General features: G+C 70.3%; 17 protein-coding genes. 8 read left to right on the top strand and 9 right to left on the bottom strand.

Features of this window, described 5'->3' with window-relative positions; translation table 11 throughout:
* Positions 1-10 precede the first annotated feature (10 nt).
* Complete coding sequence (locus ACFQS2_RS09725; protein ID WP_377020175.1) at positions 11-688, bottom strand: TetR family transcriptional regulator; 678 nt, start codon at positions 686-688, stop codon at positions 11-13.
* A 246-nt stretch (positions 689-934) separates the two neighbouring features.
* On the opposite strand from ACFQS2_RS09725, the gene ACFQS2_RS09720 reads away from it, so the two are divergent.
* Both ACFQS2_RS09720 and ACFQS2_RS09715 read left to right on the top strand, forming a co-directional pair.
* A complete protein-coding gene (locus ACFQS2_RS09720) occupies positions 935-1,303 on the top strand; it encodes a hypothetical protein (RefSeq protein ID WP_377793545.1) in 369 nt (122 codons plus the stop codon).
* Positions 1,304-1,305: 2 nt separating this feature from the next.
* Entirely contained in the window at positions 1,306-2,115 is an 810-nt protein-coding gene (locus ACFQS2_RS09715) for a nitroreductase family protein (RefSeq protein WP_377793544.1), read from the top strand.
* A gap of 86 nt (positions 2,116-2,201) precedes the next feature.
* Here ACFQS2_RS09715 and ACFQS2_RS09710 read toward each other — a convergent pair whose 3' ends face one another.
* Entirely contained in the window at positions 2,202-3,641 is a 1,440-nt protein-coding gene (locus ACFQS2_RS09710) for an acyl-CoA dehydrogenase family protein (RefSeq protein ID WP_377793543.1), read from the bottom strand.
* Positions 3,641-4,858 (bottom strand): acetyl-CoA C-acetyltransferase, encoded by a 1,218-nt coding sequence (locus tag ACFQS2_RS09705; RefSeq protein WP_377793542.1) that lies wholly within the window; start codon positions 4,856-4,858, stop codon positions 3,641-3,643. The genes ACFQS2_RS09710 and ACFQS2_RS09705 overlap by 1 nt, the downstream gene beginning before the upstream one ends.
* 282 nt (positions 4,859-5,140) lie before the next feature.
* Between ACFQS2_RS09705 and ACFQS2_RS09700 the strand changes: the two genes are divergently transcribed.
* Together ACFQS2_RS09700 and ACFQS2_RS09695 are read left to right on the top strand one after the other, a co-directional pair.
* The gene (locus tag ACFQS2_RS09700) at positions 5,141-6,817 is read left to right on the top strand and encodes a catalase (RefSeq protein WP_377793541.1); all 1,677 of its coding nucleotides are present in this window, start codon (positions 5,141-5,143) and stop codon (positions 6,815-6,817) included.
* A gap of 160 nt (positions 6,818-6,977) precedes the next feature.
* The gene (locus ACFQS2_RS09695; protein ID WP_377793540.1) at positions 6,978-7,502 is read left to right on the top strand and encodes a GNAT family N-acetyltransferase; all 525 of its coding nucleotides are present in this window, start codon (positions 6,978-6,980) and stop codon (positions 7,500-7,502) included.
* A 212-nt stretch (positions 7,503-7,714) separates the two neighbouring features.
* On the opposite strand, the gene ACFQS2_RS09690 is transcribed toward ACFQS2_RS09695, so the two are convergent.
* Positions 7,715-9,613: a glycoside hydrolase family 76 protein gene (locus tag ACFQS2_RS09690; protein WP_377793539.1), complete on the bottom strand. Its 1,899-nt coding sequence runs from the start codon at positions 9,611-9,613 to the stop codon at positions 7,715-7,717.
* Positions 9,614-9,740: 127 nt separating this feature from the next.
* Entirely contained in the window at positions 9,741-10,373 is a 633-nt protein-coding gene (locus ACFQS2_RS09685; RefSeq protein WP_377793538.1) for a hypothetical protein, read from the bottom strand.
* A 207-nt stretch (positions 10,374-10,580) separates the two neighbouring features.
* On the opposite strand from ACFQS2_RS09685, the gene ACFQS2_RS09680 reads away from it, so the two are divergent.
* Positions 10,581-10,802 carry a hypothetical protein gene (locus tag ACFQS2_RS09680; protein WP_377020165.1) on the top strand — a complete coding sequence of 74 codons (222 nt, stop codon included), beginning with the start codon at positions 10,581-10,583 and terminating at the stop codon, positions 10,800-10,802.
* Positions 10,803-10,878: 76 nt separating this feature from the next.
* Positions 10,879-11,559: a pyridoxamine 5'-phosphate oxidase gene (gene pdxH, locus ACFQS2_RS09675; RefSeq protein ID WP_377020164.1), complete on the top strand. Its 681-nt coding sequence runs from the start codon at positions 10,879-10,881 to the stop codon at positions 11,557-11,559.
* Between the two features lie 37 nt (positions 11,560-11,596).
* Here pdxH and ACFQS2_RS09670 read toward each other — a convergent pair whose 3' ends face one another.
* Positions 11,597-12,307 (bottom strand): AAA family ATPase, encoded by a 711-nt coding sequence (locus ACFQS2_RS09670; protein ID WP_377793537.1) that lies wholly within the window; start codon positions 12,305-12,307, stop codon positions 11,597-11,599.
* A 152-nt stretch (positions 12,308-12,459) separates the two neighbouring features.
* Here ACFQS2_RS09670 and ACFQS2_RS09665 point away from each other — a divergent pair, with 152 nt between their 5' ends.
* On the top strand, positions 12,460-12,909 hold the full coding sequence (locus ACFQS2_RS09665; RefSeq protein ID WP_377020162.1) for an SRPBCC domain-containing protein: 450 nt from the start codon (positions 12,460-12,462) through the stop codon (positions 12,907-12,909).
* A gap of 85 nt (positions 12,910-12,994) precedes the next feature.
* Here ACFQS2_RS09665 and ACFQS2_RS09660 read toward each other — a convergent pair whose 3' ends face one another.
* A complete protein-coding gene (locus ACFQS2_RS09660; RefSeq protein ID WP_377793536.1) occupies positions 12,995-13,873 on the bottom strand; it encodes a GH25 family lysozyme in 879 nt (292 codons plus the stop codon).
* A 123-nt stretch (positions 13,874-13,996) separates the two neighbouring features.
* A complete protein-coding gene (locus ACFQS2_RS09655) occupies positions 13,997-14,734 on the bottom strand; it encodes a glutamine amidotransferase (RefSeq protein ID WP_377793535.1) in 738 nt (245 codons plus the stop codon).
* Positions 14,735-14,879: 145 nt separating this feature from the next.
* Here ACFQS2_RS09655 and ACFQS2_RS09650 point away from each other — a divergent pair, with 145 nt between their 5' ends.
* A complete protein-coding gene (locus tag ACFQS2_RS09650) occupies positions 14,880-15,845 on the top strand; it encodes an aminoglycoside phosphotransferase family protein (RefSeq protein WP_377793534.1) in 966 nt (321 codons plus the stop codon).
* A 44-nt stretch (positions 15,846-15,889) separates the two neighbouring features.
* On the opposite strand, the gene ACFQS2_RS09645 is transcribed toward ACFQS2_RS09650, so the two are convergent.
* Positions 15,890-17,905 carry an HNH endonuclease gene (locus ACFQS2_RS09645; RefSeq protein WP_377793533.1) on the bottom strand — a complete coding sequence of 672 codons (2,016 nt, stop codon included), beginning with the start codon at positions 17,903-17,905 and terminating at the stop codon, positions 15,890-15,892.
* Positions 17,906-17,930 lie beyond the last annotated feature (25 nt).

Genomic DNA, 17,930 nt, shown 5'->3' with positions numbered 1-17,930 from the left:
TCTCGGATGATCAGGCCGGATCCGGCGGGTCCGGCGACGTGGCGTCCTCGGCGGACGCCTCCGTGCCGGACGGCGGATCGGAGAGGTAGAGCAGGTACTCCTGCAGCACGGTCCCGGAGGTGAAGAACCCGTCGGTGTACAGCTCGAGGCTCGGCAGCGCGGTCTCGACCTGGAGCCGCCGCAGCATGCCGGCGAGGTCGTGGCGTTCGGCCGGATCGGCCAGGAGCATGGAGACCAGCAGCGAGCCGAGACCGGCCTGGACCATGAAGCGGGCGCGGGCGCGCTCGTCGCGGCTGGGCTTGGCGACCCCGTCGGCGACCGCCTCGGCGACATAGGACTCGGCGTCCTCGATCATGTGGTCGACGAAGATCCGGCCGAAGTCCCCGCCGTCGAGCAGCGAGTGCATCATGTATCCGATCAGGACGGCCTGGTCCTCCTGAGCGGGCAGGGCTGACATCAGAGTGCCGCGCCGGGTGGCGCGGATGTTCTCCGTCTTCACCTCCCGGATCCACTCCAGGACGAATTCGTCGCAGGCCTCGCGCAGTCCGTCCTTGGATCCGAAGCGCTTCATGAGCAGGGCGGCGCTGACGCCGGCGTCCGCGGCGATCGTGCGCAGCGTGGCGCCGAAGCCGTCGTGGGCGAACCGCTCGATCGCGGCACGGACGACGGGATCCGCCCTCGGCAGCATCGCGTTCCCCTTCCGGTCCATCCTGTGGCGTGAACAGCTGTTCACCGTGGCGCTGTCAGCGTAAACGGCTGTTCACCCCGAACGCAAGAGCATTCTCGCTCCGGCCCGCACGAGTCGTGCCTTCGGGCCGCCCGCCTCCGTGGCGCCCGCCTCCGTGTCGCCCACGAGGGATGGGCACGTGCACCCGGACCGATCGATCCGGTGCGACATGGCATCCGGCGTCGAGGAGGGCGATACTCCGGAGATATGCGGTCCATTCGTTCCTCTCGTCCCGCCGTGGGCTGCGACTCCGTGGCCGGCATCGCCGTGGCCCTCGCGGCCGGGTGCTATGCGGCCAATGTCGCCCTCGGCCTGTCGGTGGCGTCCCGGCTGGTCGACACCTCGAACGCCCGGTGGATCCACCACGGCCTGTTCATCGCCACCGCGACCAGCACCGGGGTCGCGCTCGCGCTCTCCGGCATCCGGCGCGACCCGTCAGCGCTCCCCCTGGCTGCGACGGCGGTACCGCTGGTGATGCTGCAGCGGCACGGGTCCCGGCCACTGGCCCGGCATACCCGCACGGCTATGCTCGCAGCGCCCGGCTACGTCATCGCTCTCGTCCTGGCCCGGAGGTGACCATGGAATTCCTCGACGCCGTCTTCTCCCGCCGCACCACCAACGGCCCGCTGCGCCCGGACCCCGTCAGCCCCGAGCACCAGCAGTTGCTGATCCGGGCCGCCGCGGCCGCGCCCTCCCAGTTCAACAGCCAGCCGTGGCGGTTCGTGTTGATCGAGGACCCCGGCACGATCGCAGAGGTGGCCCGGATCAGCGGGGAGAGCATGACGCAGGTGATGAGCGAGGGCACGTTCTTCCACCGCTATCGCAGGTACTTTCGGTTCAGCCAGAAGGAGATGGACCAGACCCGCAGCGGGATGCTGTTCGACCGTCTGCCCGCGCTGCTGCGGCCGTTCACCGGGCAGGTCTTCACCGATTCGGGCCAGAAGCTGATGAACCGCCTGCGGGTTCCGCAGAAGCTGGGCGAGGACAACCGGAAGCTGGTGGCCGGATCACCGCTGCTGGTGGGTGTGATGCTGGAGCGCCAGGAGTACCGTCCCGAGCAGCTCTCGGGGTTCTACTCGGTCTTCAGCATGGGCGCGGCGATGGAGAACCTGTGGCTGACCACGACACAGCTGGGCATGGGCATTCAATTCGTCTCCTTCCCCATGGAGGTGCCGGAGAACCGGCAGCGGATCGTGGAGATGCTGCGGGTGCCCGATGATCTCGAACTGATGGCCGTCTACCGGCTCGGCTACCTGCCCGAGAGGCAGCACCGGCCGACGATCGACTGGTCCAGCCGGGAGCGGAAGCTGCCCTCCCAGTTCGTCTTTCGCGAGACCTGCGAGAGACCGCAGACGGGCTGGGACGAGGACTCGCGGCCGGGGGTGTGAGGTCGGCGGGCTCGGCCGGGGATGTGAGCGATGTCCGCGTGCAGAGCGACCGCGTCACGGATGGCCCGGGCTGCGGCCTCCTGGCCTCACACGAACGCGCTGGTCCCCGTCACGCTCCGGCCGACGATGAGGGACTGCATGGTGTCGGTGCCCTCGTAGGTGTGCAGTGCTTCGATGTCGGCCTTGTGCCTCGCCACGCGGTTCTCCAGCAGGATCCCGGAGCCGCCGAGGAGGTCCCGGGCATCCGCGGCGATCTCCCGGGCGGCACGGGTGTTGTGCACCTTGGCCAGCGATGCCTGCTCGGGGCGCACGGCTCCGGCGGATTCGAGGTCAGCCAGCCGGGTGCAGTACAGCTGCATCGACGTCAGCGTCGCCAGCATGGTCGACAGGCGCACCTGGATGTGCTGGGACTTCGCGAGCGGGCGCCCGAACTGGATGCGGGTGCGCGCATGTTCGAGGGCGGACTCGTAGCAGGCGGTCGCGTGCCCGAGCGCGCCCCAGGCCACACCGGCGCGGGTCGCGAACAGCACCGTCGAGGTGTCCTTGAACGAGCGCGCACCGGGCAGGCGCGCCTCCAGCGGCACGCGTACCCCGTCGAGGGTGATGTGGGCCTGGTGGATGGCGCGCAGGGCGACCTTGCCGCGGATCACCTCGGCCTCGTAGCCGGGCAGGTGCTGCTCGATGAGGAAGCCGCTGACCTGGCCATGGAGGGCATCGTCGGCCGGGTCGTCGATGCGTGCCCACACCACGGTGAGGTGGCCACCGGCACCGTTGCCGATCCAGCGCTTCTCGCCGGTGAGCACCCATTGGTCGCCGTCCCGTCGCGCCACGGTCTCCAGCGAGACGGAGTCGGAGCCGTGGTCGGGCTCGGTCAGGGCGAAGCCGGCGTACTCGCGACCGGTGACGATCGGGTCGACCCAGCGCTGCTTCTGCTCGTCGGACCCGAGCAGCACGATCGAGCGCAGCGCGAGCCCGCCCTGGACGCCGACCATGGTGCCCAGCGAGCCGTCGATGCGGGAGAGCTCCATGTTGACCAGGCCGGTGGCGAGCGGGGAGAGCTTCCGGTGGCCGGGGACATCGAGGCCGTCGGTCAGGAGGTCGAGTTCGCCGAGGCGGCCGATCAGCTCGACGGGGTACTCGCCGCGATCCCACCAGTCGTTGATCCGCGGCAGCACGTCGGCGGCGAGGGAACGGGCGGTGCGCCACGCCTCGAGGTCCTCCCCTGCCACGTCCTGGAACAGGCCGAAGTGATCGGCCTGGAGGGGCAGCAGCTCGGCGGGTTCGGCCGCGTCGGCATCGGGCGCGGAGATCACGGCGTGATCGGTGGCGACGGAGTCGGAGGTCGGCTGGTCGGCCTCGGCGCCGAGGTCGCCGCCGAGGGAGATGGGGCGGCCGGCCGGGGGTCGTGCGTCCCACGGGGACGGGTCCGTGCCCGGTGGCGGGAGCGGCGCCGGGACGGGGTCGGGGTTCGGACCGGGCCCCGGGTCCGGCATCGGTCCGGGATCGGGCGTGGAGTTGCTGGTCATCAGGACATCCTCTCGATGATGAGGGCCATTCCCTGGCCGCCGCCGACGCACAGGGTGGCCAGGCCGAACTGTCCGTCGCGCTCGCGCAGGCCGTTCAGCAGTGTGATGGTCATGCGCGCCCCGGTGGAGCCCCAGGGGTGGCCCAGGGCGATCGCGCCGCCGTGGACGTTGAGCCTGTCGTGGTCGATTCCGAGATCCTCGGCCGACGGGATGACCTGCGCGGCGAAGGCCTCGTTCAGCTCGACCAGGTCGATGTCGCCGATGCTCATCCCGGCGTGGGCGAGGGCGCGGCGTGTGGAGTCCACCGGTCCCAGGCCCATGATCTCGGGACTGAGGCCCGAGACGCCCGTGGCCACGATCCGGGCGAGCGGGGTCAGTCCGAGCTCGCGGGCGTAGTCCTCGGACATCACCACCAGCGCGGCGGCGCCGTCGGAGAGCGGGCAGCAGTTGCCGGCGGTGACGGTGCCACCGGGCCGGAACACCGGGTCGAGGCCGGTGACCTTCTCGAGCGTGGTGCCGGGGCGCGGGGAGTCGTCGGCCTCGACCGTGCTGCCGTCGGGCAGCGTGACCGGGGTGATGTCGCGGGCGAAGAACCCGGAGGCGATGGCGGCCTCGGCGCGCTGCTGGGAGCGGACGCCGTACTCGTCCTGGGCCTGGCGGGAGATGCCGCGCAGCTCGGCGACGTTCTCGGCGGTCTGGCCCATGAGGATGTAGGGGTCCGGCAGCTCTCCGTCCTCCCGCGGGTCGTGCCACGGGGCGGGGATCTCGCGGGCGGCTCGCTTCTCGGTGCGCTCCCAGGCGGGCTGGAACATCGGATCGCGCACGTCGTCCTCGACCAGCTTGCCGGTGCCGAAGGACAGCGATTCGACGCCTGCGGAGATCACGGCGCGCGCCTCCCCGGCGCGGATGGCGTGGAAGGCGGTGCGGGTGGTCTCGATCGAGGAGGCGCAGAAACGGCTCACCGTCGCACCGGGCACGGCATCCAGTCCGAGGCGGGTGGCGACCACGCGGGCGAGATTGCCGCCCTGGTAGCCCTCCGGGATGGCGCAGCCCAGCTGCAGGTCGTCGATGGTCGTCGGGTCCAGGTCCGGTACCTGGTCGAGGGCCGCTCGGACCATCTGGGATGCGAGCTCGTCCGGGCGGACGTCCTGCAGCGACCCCTTGCGGGCGCGCCCGATCGGTGAGCGGGCGGCGGCGACGATGACGGCCTCGGGCACGTGGTTCTCCTTCGACGACGGTGTCTGCGGGCGGTGCGGACGACGGCGCTGATCGAGGGGATCCGGTCGCGTCCGGCTGTTCCTGATACTACGGGTTGCAGTTACTTGGTGGGAAGTCCGGGCGGACGCCGCCGCACCATGCGGTCGGACCCTTGCCCTCGCCCCGGGATTCCGACAACAGTGGGCTACGACACACCCCCAGCCCGCGGTGTGCTCGCAGGGCGTGCCCGCCACGGCCGTCCGGGGTGCGCCCGGGACCGCTCGTGAAGGAGGCCAGCAGCCATGACCGAACATCGCCCGCCGGCAGGAGACCCGTCGCAGGCCGCGCTGACGGATCGTCAGGGCCACCCCGTCTACGACAACCAGAACATGCGCACCGTGGGCGCGCGCGGTCCGGCGACCATGGAGAACTACCAGTTCCTCGAGAAGATGAGCCACTTCGATCGCGAGCGCGTGCCGGAGCGGGTCGTCCACGCCCGCGGCGCCACCGCGTACGGCTACTTCGAGTCCTACGGGAGATGGGGCGAGGAGCCGATCTCGAACTTCACCCGCGCGAAGGTGTTCCAGGGCGAGGGCAAGCGCACCGACCTGGCCATCCGCTTCTCCACCGTCGCCGGCGGGCGCGACTCCTCGGAGCTGGCCCGGGACCCGCGCGGATTCGCGATCAAGTTCTACACCGAGGACGGCAACTGGGACCTCGTCGGCAACAACCTCGGCGTCTTCTTCATCCGCGATGCGATCAAGTTCCCCGACTTCATCCACACCCAGAAGCCGGACCCGGTCACCAACCAGGCGTCGGTCCCCAACCGCGCCTTCGACTTCTTCAGCCAGTCGCCCGAGTCGCTGCACATGGTCACGGTGCTGTTCAGTCCGCGCGGCATCCCGGCGAGCTACCGCACGCAGCAGGGTTTCGGCGTGAACACCTACAAGTGGATCAACGCCGACGGGCAGACGGTGCTGGTCAAGTACCACTGGATCCCCACGCTCGGCGTCTCCTCGCTGACGGCCGAGGACGCCAGCAAGATCCAGGCCCAGGAGCTCGGGTACCACACCAAGGACCTGTACGACGCGATCGAGCGCGGCGACTACCCCGAGTGGGAGCTGCGGGTGCAGATGATGTCCGACGACGAGCACCCCGAGCTCGACTTCGACCCGCTGGATGACACCAAGGTCTGGCCGGAGGAGCTGTTCGAGCCCAAACCCGTCGGCCGCATGGTGCTCAACCGCGTCCCCGACAACTTCTTCGCCGAGAGCGAGCAGATCTCCTTCGGCACCGGCGTGCTGGTGGACGGCCTGGACTTCTCCGACGACAAGATGCTGATCGGCCGGACGTTCTCCTATTCCGACACCCAGCGCCACCGGGTGGGGCCGAACTACCTGCAGCTGCCGGTGAACCAGCCGAAGGTTCGGGTCGCGACCAATCAGCGCGATGGTCAGATGACGTACCACGTGGACACGGATCCGGTGCAGAACACGAGCGTGAACTACGAACCCACCGTGACCGGCGGCCTGCGGGAGACGGAGCGGAGCTCGGGGTACCACGCCAGCGTCGGCTCGGAGGTCTCCGGGCGTCTGACCCGGTCACCGATCCCGCGCACCAACGACTACAAGCAGGCCGGCGAGCGGTTCCATCTGCAGGAGGACTGGGAGAAGGAGGACCTGATCACCAACCTGGTGGGCGCACTCTCCCAGTGCGACCGCCACATCCAGGAGCGGATGGTCTGGCACTTCTACCTGGCCGACGACGAGTACGGTCGCCGAGTGGGCGATGGCCTGGGCATCACCGTGGACGACGTCAAGGATCTCGAGCCGCTGGTGACCCAGACCCTCACCGACGAGGAGCAGGAGCGGCTGCGCAACCTCGGCCACAACGGGCCGCGCGACGTCGAGGGGCTGACCATGACCCACTGCGTGCCCAACAAGCGCATGGAGGTCGATGAGTCGACCATGATGATGTGAGGCTGCAGGGGGCCTGTCGCGATGAGGCCCGACGCGACGGGGCCCGACTCGACGGGCCGTCGTGACGGGCCGTCGTGACGGGCCGTCACCATGGGCCGCCGTGATGGGCCCGCGTGTCGGGCCGTCGTGGTGGCGCCCCGATGCGAGGCAGACTTCAGGTATGCCCACCGCGCCGGCCCCGGACCGCCACTTCTCGATCGATATTCCACGCCCACAGGACGCCCCGGCTCTCGCGCGGGTGCATGTCCGCGGCTGGCAGGTCGCCTACGGGCACCTGCTGGAGGGCGAGAAGTTCTTCGGCAGGCCGGCCATAGACCGCCGCACCGCGCAGTGGCGGACGTGGCTCACCGCGGGCACGCCCGCCCACGCGCAGGGCATCTACCGGATCGGGCGCGACGGCGCGGGCCTGCCCGTGGGCCTCGCGGCGAGCTGGCCCTCTCGGGATCCGGAGCCGGTCCGCGAGCGCGAGCTCTCGCTGCTGTACATCGAGCAGGCCTGGTTCGGCAGCGGGCTGGGCCGAGCCCTGGCCGAGTCCGTCATCGGCGAGGGGCCGGCGAGCGTCTGGGTCGCCGAGGACAATCCTCGCGCCCGCCGGTTCTACGAGAAGCTCGGCTTCGCCGCCGACGGGGCCGCCCACGTCGAGGAGCACCTGGGGAACCTGAGGGATATCCGCATGGTGCGGTGAGGGACTGGCCCGTGGTGCGGTGAGGGACTGGCCCGTGGTGACGGCCGCGGCGGCGGGGTCCGCTGCGCCGGTCACCGCAGGGCCGGGGCATCTGACCACAGATGGGTCCCGGTGCACTGGCCCGGGGCGTGGTCGACTACTGGCGGCTCAGCGGGTGCCGTGGCTATATGAGCATCAGCTTCCGCTATGTCGCCAGTCGTCGTCGCCGCCCCTCAGGACGCGTCGTACTCCACGCTCACGTGGTGGACCTGGCCTCCCCAGCCGTCCTCGGGGAACGCGTCGGAGACTCGCAGGTAGACGTCCTTGTCCTCCCCCTCGAGGTATGGGGTGAGGTCGAGGGTGTGCTCGGCCCGGTTGGAGGCGTCCCGGATCTGCTCGTCCTCGCTCAGCGCACGCGTCCAGTTCTCGCCGTCCGGGCCCAGGTCGACCAGGTACTGGTTGCTGATCGTCAGCGTGAGCTGGGCCGACGTGGTGCTCGCGGGGAACGGGAAGCGATAGATGAAGTAGCTGTCCCCGTCGGCGAACCGGCCGGGTTCGATCGTCACGCCGGAACCGCCGGCATCCCACAGCCACGGCGCGTCGTCGATGGTGCCGGCCTCGAAATCGATGGTGCGGGCCACCACGATGCCGGTCCGGGCGGTGAACTCGAGCCCGGCGGGGGCCGTGGCGGTCACGGAGACCGTGTGGATGCCGTCGGGAGCGTCCGACGGGACGTTCACGGTCACGGGGACCACGGCGCTCACCGGGCGCCCGTCCCGCGCGCTCTTCGGCACGTCCAGCGTGACCCGCTCGTCGGTCTCCAGCTCCCAGCCGTCCGGCCCCTGCGCCTCCAGGCGCACGTGCACCCGCCGTGCGTGCGCTGAGGTGATCGCGACGTTGAGGTCGAGCTGGATCTGCGTGGGCTCGCCGTCGGGCATCACCACAGGAGCCTGGGCGAGGGAGGCGGACAGCGACCGGTCCACGCCGTCCTCGGGGAGGTCGGCGATCAGGGCGCTGAGGGCACTGGCCTGGGTGCGCCAGTCGAAGACGTTCGGGGACTCCTCGGTGCTGGCCCCCGCCCAGCGCACACCGAGCTGGTCGGCGATGTTGCGGTCCTGCTCCCAGATCGTGGCGGCCTGGGTGGCGACCACGTCGCGGTACCGGGCATCGCCCGTGGTGTCGGCGAGGTCCATCAGGTAGCGCAGGAAGATGCCCTTGAACTGCTTGTGGTTGTCGTTCGTGGTCTCCCCCAGCACGTCGGTCCACTCGGTGAGGATCCCCTCGGTGACCAGAGCGCCTTCGGCGAGCGCCGAGTCCGCGAAGTAGCGGGCCTTCTCCAGCAGGTCCGGGTCGTCGGTGGCACGCCACAGTTCGAGCGCGGCGCCGATCGCGAGGCCCTGGTTGTAGGTATAGATGCGGTCGCCGTTGTTCTCGCAGGCGTCGGTCAGGCCGTCATTGAGCAGGCCGTCCTCGTTGATCATGCCGCTGCCGAGGTACCAGTCCCACGCCGCCCGGGAGCGCTCCAGCCACGTGGTATCCCCGGGGATGCGGTTGTGCAGCTCGGCCGTCAGGCGGATCCACTGGCCGTTGGTGACGGCGTTCTTGTAGGTGCGCTCCTCGTTCCACCAGATGCCCCCGCCGCAGGTGCTGGGGTCCCAGAAGTCGTTCATGAAGTCACCGATGGTCACGGCCATGTCGAGGTACTTCTGGTTCCCCGTGAGGTCGTACGTGGTGATCCAGGTCAGCGCCCACCAGCCGGAATCGTCGATGGCGCGGCTGGTGAAGTTCCCGTAGAGCTCGTCGCCGGAGAGCTCGCCGGCAGGGAACGGGCCCTTGTTCCTCTCGAAGGTGTGGTCGAGGTGATCCAGGTAGCGCCGGTCCCCGGTGCGCAGCATGTAGTCGCCGATGGTCTGGAGCGCGACGGCCGAGTTCCACCAGCTCGAGGGGAACCATGCCTTGTGCTGGTCGTAGTCGCGCATCAGCACGTCGGCGGCGACGCGGGCGCGGGCCAGGGCCTCCGAGCTCTCCGTCCGCGGGCCGGCCGGTGGTGCCGCGTGGGCGGCAGAGGCGAGGCCGAGGGCGGGCAGCGAGGCTGCCGTGAGGGTGACGAGGGTGCGGCGTGACATCTTCATCGATGAACTTCCGATCATGGTGCTCGGTCAGGGAACATCCTGCTCATGCCGTGAGCGTTCACAGCCGCCGTACAGCGTGGCACCAGGGCGGTGAGACGTCAATCACGTCGTGCCGCGCCGGGCTGTCTCAGCATCCTGTCTGCGAGTCCTGCGGGTCGCTGCGCACGTGCAGAGGTCGGCCGTCGTCGACGCTGATGACGAGGTTGCCGCTTCCCGTGGCGTCGCCCGGCCCGAAGAACATGACCGTGCCCGTGCGCGACTCGCCGTCGGTGAGGGCCTTGCCGGGCACGAGCAGCGGGTGCGCCAGGATCTCCAGGCCCGGGTCGGCGCCGTGGGCTGCGAACGGCCCTGCCATGCGCTGGACGAGGAGTTCGGAGGCCGGCTCCCAGCTGCCCTCGCCCTCGTAGGCGACGGTCAGCTCGATGATGAAGTACTCCCGGCACTTGGCCGGGCCCTTCCAGCCCGGATCGATGTCGGGAGAATCCGCTGTGACGCTCTCTGCCCGGTTGACGCTGACGCTGACCTCGCCGCCTTCTGCCGTGGCCCACACCAGCGAGTCCTGCCCGATGCGGGCGGGGTCGAACCGGGTGCCGCGGGGAGCCTGGTCGCCGACCACGGTGCCGGGAGGGCGGCTGTCGCCCACCGCCGGATCGGCGCGAACGGCGAGCGCCGCGATGACGACACCGCCGGCCAGCAGCAGCGCGAGCACCACGATCGCGGCGACGACGAACGGCCGCCGTCTGCTGCCCGCGTGCGCCATTGAGGGCCCCTCCACGTCATTCGAGTGTTCCGTGACTACGGCAGGCTAGCCTGCCCGGCCGTCATCCGACGTGGGAATGCCAACCGTCGTGCTCGTGGTCGTACGCCTCGGCTCCCACCGGTCCGTCACCGAGGCCCGTCCGTGGGTGGACGGCTCCGCTCCTGCCGGCGGACGCGGGGCCTCCCCGACCATCACCAGAGTGGAGTCATGAAGAACGCGACCATCGCCACCAGCCGAACCCGTGCCGCCGACCATGAGTTCATCGAGTATCGCCCCCTGCCCGCGGCCTGGGGTGACCTCGAGGCCCTCCGCAGCGTCCGAGCCGCCAAGGCCCGCGCCGGGGAGTTCCGGCCGATCCGGACCGCGCGGCCGCTCGGAGATCCCCGCGGGCCGAAGGCCGCCCATCGGGGCCGGCGACGAACGTCCTAGGATCAGGGGCACGACATAGTTGTCCGCCGCGCGGCCTCAGCGGGCGCCGGCGGCCTCTGAGACGAAGGTCGAGGACATGAACGAAGATCCCGCTGGGCGCCTGGCGGGCGAGCGTCACGACTATCTGGCCGGATCGCTGGCCGATGATGCTCCGTCGGATCCGCTGGCGCTGTTCGACATCTGGATGGACGAGGCCTTCGCCCGGCGCGATGAGCAGGGCGACCTGACCGACCCGTCGGCCGTGGTGCTCTCGACCGTGGCGATGGATGCGATGGGCCGCCCCCGCCCCCGGTCGCGGACCGTGCTGCTGAAGGGACACGACGGCGAGGGGTTCGTGCTGTACACGAACCTGACCTCCCCCAAGGCCACCGAGCTGGATGCGGCGCCGCATGCCGCCCTGCTGCTGCCCTGGTACCCCATGCAGCGACAGGTGCGGATCGAAGGGGCCGTCAGCCACCTCTCCGACGCGGAGTCCGACGCGTACTGGGCGCAGCGTCCGCGAGGCGCGCAGCTCGGCGCGTGGGCGTCCCACCAATCACGGCCCATCGCCTCGCGTGCCGCTCTCGATGCGCAGTACGACGAGGTCGAGGCCCGCTTCGAGGGCCATGAGGTCTCCCGCCCGCCGTTCTGGGGCGGCCTGCGGGTGCTCGCGGAGCGGATGGAGTTCTGGCAGGGGCGGGAGAACCGCTTCCACGACCGGATCGCGTACGACCGCGCGGCCGACGGCGCCTGGCAGCGTCACCGTCTGCAGCCGTGAACGCGCAGCAGAACAGCGCTCGACAGCCCCGGCGGTATCAGCCCAGGTGACGCAGGAATCGCTGGGGCGACTCCAGGAAACTGCGCCACGTGCGCACGAGATCCAGGTCGTCGTAGGTGGCGGCTCGGATGCCCCAGGGGCCCAGTTCGTACAGATCGGCGCCGGGCAGGGCGGCAAGGACGGGTGAGTGCGTGGACAGGATGATCTGCGCTCCGCCGGCGACGAGGTCGCGCAACAGTCCCAGCAGCGCCAGGCATCCGCTGAGGGACAGCGCGGATTCGGGTTCGTCCAGCAGCCAGAGCCCGCCGATACGTGACCGCTCCGAGACGATCTCCAGGAACGATTCGCCGTGGCTGCGCTCGTGCATCACGCCTCCCACACCGATCTCCTCGTAGTAGGTGAACAGAGAATGCATGGTCTCGGCGCGCAGGAAGAACCCCTTCTTGGACGCACCCGCGCCGCGCACCAGCTGCAGGTGGTCGACCAGCGGTGACTCGGTCGCGCGCGTGGAGTGCATGGCTCCGGTGCCGCCGCCTTCGACATTGAGCCCGTAGGCGCCGGCGATCGCCTCGACCACGGTGGACTTGCCGGCGCCGTTGTCCCCGGTCAGCACCGTGATTCGGCCGAACTCCAGTCCTTGGGTCAGCAGCTGTTCCATCGGCGGCAGGGTCGCGGGCCACTCACCCATGTCCGCCGGGGAGAGGGCGTGCATGCGTACTGCACGCAGCGGGAGCACGGGATCGACCATCTCCCCAGCATGCAGGAGCGCGCCGACACCTCGCGCGGCGGAGCGAGCTGACGTCGACGTGCGGTGACGCCCCGGCGACCAGTTATCGAACACCTGTGGACGGCTCGGGTGGCGGCCTCCCGAGCCCCCGTCGGCCGCCCTACCGTGGTCTTATGCAGACCGAGATCACTCCCCCACCCACCGGCCTCACCCGCGACGCCGGGTGGGAGCTCGGTGTCCGCCGCACTCTCTCCGCCCCGCTCGAGGACGTCTGGCGCCGGCTGCTGGCCGAGTGGCTGCCGCAGTGGCTGGGCGTCGAGAACGTCCCGCAGATGGTCGGCGCCCCCATGCGTCACGACGGTCAAACCCGCGGCCGGGTGGTGGGCTGCCACGTGGGCCGACGGGTGCGCGTGCGCTGGACGCCGCCGACCCTCGATCACGAGACCGTCTTCCAGGTGACCCTGCTGGAGGCCTCGGGCGGCACCACGGTCGCCATCCATCAGGAGCGCCTGCTGGGCGCGGCCGAACGGCAGGGGCTGCTCGAGCACTGGACGACGATCCTGGACGAGCTCGTCGCGGCCATCGACCGCGAGACCGCCGTCAACCACGACCTGCCGAACTGAGAGCCTCGCCGCCAGCATCCCCCGGCGCGGGGCGCCGCCGACGGACCGCGACCGATCGGCAACCGGGTCCGGGGTGCGCCCGGGCTCAGCCGTCCTCGGGCTCGTGGGTCAGTTCCCCTTCGCCCGCGGGGATCGACGCGTGCTCGCGGAGCGTCTCGATCCGGGCGACGTCGATGTCGACGCCGCCCTCGATGCCGGAGGCCTCGCCGTCGAAGCGCAGCTGCCACACGGACCAGTCCGCCCGGTCGGGTCTGCCGGTCTCCGAGAACAGCCAGTCGGGCCGCGAATCCGTCACCGGCAGTCCGTAGTGCTCACGCCACTCGGAGGAGGAGTAGATAACCAGACGACGACCCCACTCCTCCTCGACGGCGGCGGTGAAGGCATCGATCTCGGCCTGCGCATCGGCCGCCTCGGGCCGCTGCTGGCAGGCGCCGTCGAACTCGAGATCGAGCGCGGGCGGCAGCGCACTGTCATCCGGCGGTGCGGCGGCCAGGAAGTCCGCGGCCTGGTCGGCCCCCGGTGAGCACAGCGTGAAGTAGTGGTACGCGCCGGGGGTGACTCCTGCGGCACGGGCTCCGTCCCAGTTCTCGGCGAACCGGGAGTCCGTGAAGCCGGTGCCCTCGGTGGCCTTGATGTAGGCGAATCCGTAGCCGTCGGCGGCGACCTGGCTCCAGTCGATCTCCCGCTGATGTGCGGAGACGTCCAGGCCCATGATCTCGTCCTCGGCCAGCTCGACCCCGTCGGGCAACTGGGCACGCGCCGGCGCGTCGGGCGGGGTCACGGGTGCGGTCATGGCGGCGTCGTCGGCCTGGAAGGGTTCCGGTTCGGTGGCTGCCCCGCCCCCTCCGCGCAGAGCGCCGATGAGGACGGCTGTGCACCCGCCGAGGACGAGCACCAGGCACAGCACCAGCCCGCCCGCGACGAGCTGGCGGCGTCGGACCTGCTCGCGAGTGAATCGGGGCACGGTGCGGACCTTACCTGAGCAGAGGTGCGCAGGCCGGGAACGGAGCCGGGCACAGCGGGCGGACACGGCTCAGCGGACGCACACCGCTCAGCGGACGGACACGGCTCAGCGCGCGGACACCGCTCAGCGCGCGAACAGGGTCGCGAAGGCGCGGAGCAGCTTCGGGGGTTCGTCGGCCTCGACGCTCTCGAGCGCGGCGAAGATGTCCTCCATCTCGTCGGGCGAGAAGTACCCATGGTCGCGATAGGCACGGGCGCGGTCGATGATCGAGGGGATGTCGAGCTCGGGGTGGAACTGGGTGGCGTACTGGCGGGTGCCGACGCGGAACATCTGCACGGGCGAGGCGTTGCCGGTGGCCAGCAGCGTCGCGTGATCCGGAAGCGTATGGACGGCTTCCTTGTGCCCGACGAGCCCGATGAAGGACTCGGCGAGTCCTGCCTCCTGGATCAGCGGATCCTGGCGGCCATCGGCCGTGAGCGTCACGTCGATGGCCCCGAGCGGTTCCCCGTAGGTGCGGTCGATGACAGCGCCCTGGTGCGTGCCGAGGGTGCCGATTCCGTAGCAGGCGCCGAAGAAGGGGATGTCCTCGGCGATGACCTGGTCCAGCACCCGGAAGATCTCCTTCTCGGCGCGCTTCTCGGCCTCGGACTTGGTCTGCTCCGGATCGGAGACGGTGAAGGGGCTGCCGCCGAGGATGATCCCGGAGATGTCCGCTGCCGCCAGCTCGGGGTACGGGTCACGGTCCAATCGCACCCAGATCAGATCACCTTCGTCCAGCCCGGTGAAGGAGAGGACGGACTCCTTCTCGGTGTAGGCGACGTCGTCCTCGGGGCGGGTGGCGATCAGCACGAACGGTTTCACGGAAGAATGTTAGCCGCCGGGGCTGTACGGGTCGGCCGGTTGCGCCGGCGCGATATGTCCCCAGGTGCAGGCTCGGTGTGCGCCCCGCCTCCGCTCTCGCGCTCGCTTTTCGTCCTCCTCGTCCTCGTCCTCACAGGAGATGGTCATGACCGGTCCCTCCAGGATCGACCGTGCCACTGACGCCCCCGACCCGCCTCCGCTGATCGCTGGATACCCGTTGCCGCCTCTCCTGGCCGACAACGAGGAGCCGGGCGTCGTCGCCTGGCGCTCCGGACTGCCCGGCATCGTCGACGAGGTGCTCGATGAATGGTCGCTGTCGGTCTCGACGCCCTTCTCCCCCGGTGGGTCGGCGGCGTGGGTGGCACCGGTGCGCGACGGCCATGGCGCGGAGCTGGTGCTGAAGGTGGCGTGGGCCCACGAGGAGGCGCGCGACGAGGCCCCAGGGATGGCCCTGTGGCAGGGACGCGGCGCAGCAGAGGTGGTGCACAGTGAGCGCCGCGGAGAGACATCGCTGCTGCTCATGGAGCGCATTCGGCCTGGTATCCCACTCGCGGAACTGCTGACCTGGCCGGAGCGCGACGAGGTGGTCGCGGATCTCCTGCGACGCATGTGGGAGTCGCCGAGTGTCATCGCTTCCCCGTCCGACGCAGCGCAGTTCCGGCCGCTGGCCCACATGTGTGCGTGGTGGGCGGACAGCGCCCAGCAGCGCGCCGACGACCGGATCTCACCTCTACCCCACGATCTTGTCGACCAGGGACTGGCGCTGTTCCGTGAGCTGCCTCGGCAGTGGGGCGGTGAGCCCGTGCTTCTGGCTACCGACCTGCACCCGTCGAACGTTCTGGCGCGAGGAGAGGGCAGGCAACGGCAGTGGGTGCTGATCGATCCCAAGCCATATGTCGGCGACCCGCACTACGACGTCCTCCAGCACATGCTCAATGACCCGCAGCGCCTCACCTCTCAGCCCGGTGAGTTCGCCGATCGCATGTCTGATCTGGCCGGGCTGGATCCGCAGCGGACGCGCCGCTGGCTGTTCGCGCGATGCGTGCAGGAAGCGGGCGTGATGAACGGGGCGGCCGAGGTGGCACTCCGGTTGGCGGCCGACGGGGTGTAGTCCGATCGGGCCGCAGCCAGGCGAGATCGACGCCGCCGCGCGACTCATCGTTCGGCACTTTCTCGTCGGTCCCGACGTGATCGGCGCTCTCCTCGCTCCTGTCGGTTAGCTCGGTCCTGCCGGGCACGACGTCCGCGTGGTTTCCGCTGCTTCCGAGGTGCCGGCCGTTCAGGATCGAACAGCCCGGCGCGATGGAGGGCTTCATAGGCTGCGGTGACATCGCCCGGAGACGGCTGTGACCGCTGGTTGCCGGATGCTGTGGGACCGGAACCTCGGTCGGCAGGAACTGTGTTGCCGCTCTTGGCCCCATGGCCTCTCTCGGCCCCATTGCCGCTCTTGGCCCCATGGCCTCTCTCGGCCCCATTGCCGCTCTTGGCCCCATGGCCTCTCTCGGCCCCATTGCCGCTCTTGGCCCCACTGCCACCCTCAGCATTGTCGCCACCATCTTCACCGTCCCCGCCGTCCCCGTCGGCCCCGTCGGCCCCGTCGGCCCCGTCGGCCCCGACAGTAGGAACCGGCAGTGATTGCAGCGGGGCGAGAGGACTGGGCGTGGTGGTGCGGCTGGTGCCGGCCATGCCGGTCCAGGTCACGCGGTGGCCCGGGCGCTCAGGATCGGCGGTTCGCACCACGGAGCGGGTGTCGTGCTCCTTCTGGTTGCAGTGCGCACACACGTCCTGGCCGTTGTCGATACTGGTGGGCCCGCCCTCGGCATGCGGGGTGATGTGGTCCCGCTGTCGCGCGGCGGCATTGCAGAACGGCCCCCGGCAGGACGTATCGCGCCAGCTGAGGAACCGGCGCATCGCAGGTGGGAACTCGCGCGCCCTGGATTCGACGCCGACCAGCTCCCCGGAGGTGGGGTGGGTGTACAGCCGGCGGATGACAGCGCGCAGGGCGGGCCCGTCCGGTCCCAGCGGGTCCCGGTCGATGCTCGCGGTATCGGGCGGCTCCTGGCCGGGCCCGGCGAGATCAGCAGGCTGGCGGGGTTCGGCGAGAGCGGCCCGGAGCTGAGCCCGGACGGCTTCGGCGGGCACCGGTCCGTACCCCTCGATCTGGGCGGCGTCGCCGCAATCCGAGTTGAACAGGGCGCGGTCGGTGATCATCACCCCCACGTCGAGGGTCACCGGCTCCATGCCGCCCTCACGGCGCAGCAGAGTCTCGGTGAAGGCGTCGGCCATCAGAGTGCTGTGGTTCTCGCCGGGGCTGAGGGTGCCGTCGGCTTCGGCGCGGCGCCGCTCCGCCTCCAGCGAGAGCCGCTTGTGGACCAGACGGGCATCGATCGCAGGCAGTCGCGCACTCACAGTCGCCATCCCGTGCTCGCCCGGGGTGAACGTCACGCAGCGTTCCTTGCGGGCCTTGGTGTGGCGGTACGTCGTCCCATCGGGGTCGATGTGCTCGGCCACGGCGGCCACCTCCCGGCGCCATTGACGCACCCCGGCCCCGTCCAGGTCCGGCAGGCGTTCGCCGAGGATGGCATCGACGGTCTTGCGCTGATCCTCGTCGATGGGCGACATCGCGTCCGCCGTGGCATAGGCGACCTGAGCGGTGACCTTGCCCGATCCCATCGCGGAGAGCATCTCGGGCATCGAGGCCACCATGCGTCGCGCCGCCGAGAACGTCCGGCCGGCAGTTGCAGGGGACCGCCGGGTCATCAACGACAGGTCCCGGCGCGTGGCCGCATCGGACTGGCGGTTGATGCGCTCCATCGGAGGCAGCACCGCATCCTCGTGCGCCGTGCTGTCGCGGGCGGCGGCGATCAGATCCCGTGTGGTCGCCTTGCCGAGGGCGACGACGGTGCGCGCCTCCAGAGCATCCAGGGCGCTGCGTGCCTCCTGGATCGTGGCGAGGAGGTTGGTGAACACCGCTCGCTCCTGGGTACCGACCTCGAACAGCCGACGCGGATCGGTGGCGATCGATTCGAGGATGAAGCCGTCATCGGCCAGCAGATCTGCAAGACCCGCCAGACCAGCGGCGCGCACAGCAGCCACCGACCGTGGCGGGCCCGGGGGCTGCTGCGCGGTCGGGCCCTCTCCCGGAGGTGGTGACTGCTGTGATGTGGACATAGCTCCATCCTCTCGCGCATCACCA

The organism is Brachybacterium sp. GCM10030267, from assembly GCF_042666875.1.
GTDB lineage: Bacteria > Actinomycetota > Actinomycetes > Actinomycetales > Dermabacteraceae > Brachybacterium.
The sequence above is the reverse complement of the archived record's forward strand: the minus strand, read 5'-3'. Positions and strand labels throughout refer to the sequence as shown.

Coding starts and splice junctions, on each gene's coding strand:
- ACFQS2_RS09725 (WP_377020175.1), bottom strand. CDS start 688: ATGCTGCCGAGGGCGGATCCCGTCGTCCGTGCCGCGATCGAGCGGTTC.
- ACFQS2_RS09720 (WP_377793545.1), top strand. CDS start 935: ATGCGGTCCATTCGTTCCTCTCGTCCCGCCGTGGGCTGCGACTCCGTG.
- ACFQS2_RS09715 (WP_377793544.1), top strand. CDS start 1,306: ATGGAATTCCTCGACGCCGTCTTCTCCCGCCGCACCACCAACGGCCCG.
- ACFQS2_RS09710 (WP_377793543.1), bottom strand. CDS start 3,641: ATGACCAGCAACTCCACGCCCGATCCCGGACCGATGCCGGACCCGGGG.
- ACFQS2_RS09700 (WP_377793541.1), top strand. CDS start 5,141: ATGACCGAACATCGCCCGCCGGCAGGAGACCCGTCGCAGGCCGCGCTG.
- ACFQS2_RS09695 (WP_377793540.1), top strand. CDS start 6,978: ATGCCCACCGCGCCGGCCCCGGACCGCCACTTCTCGATCGATATTCCA.
- ACFQS2_RS09690 (WP_377793539.1), bottom strand. CDS start 9,613: ATGAAGATGTCACGCCGCACCCTCGTCACCCTCACGGCAGCCTCGCTG.
- ACFQS2_RS09685 (WP_377793538.1), bottom strand. CDS start 10,373: ATGGCGCACGCGGGCAGCAGACGGCGGCCGTTCGTCGTCGCCGCGATC.
- ACFQS2_RS09680 (WP_377020165.1), top strand. CDS start 10,581: ATGAAGAACGCGACCATCGCCACCAGCCGAACCCGTGCCGCCGACCAT.
- pdxH (WP_377020164.1), top strand. CDS start 10,879: ATGAACGAAGATCCCGCTGGGCGCCTGGCGGGCGAGCGTCACGACTAT.
- ACFQS2_RS09670 (WP_377793537.1), bottom strand. CDS start 12,307: ATGGTCGATCCCGTGCTCCCGCTGCGTGCAGTACGCATGCACGCCCTC.
- ACFQS2_RS09665 (WP_377020162.1), top strand. CDS start 12,460: ATGCAGACCGAGATCACTCCCCCACCCACCGGCCTCACCCGCGACGCC.
- ACFQS2_RS09650 (WP_377793534.1), top strand. CDS start 14,880: ATGACCGGTCCCTCCAGGATCGACCGTGCCACTGACGCCCCCGACCCG.
- ACFQS2_RS09645 (WP_377793533.1), bottom strand. CDS start 17,905: ATGTCCACATCACAGCAGTCACCACCTCCGGGAGAGGGCCCGACCGCG.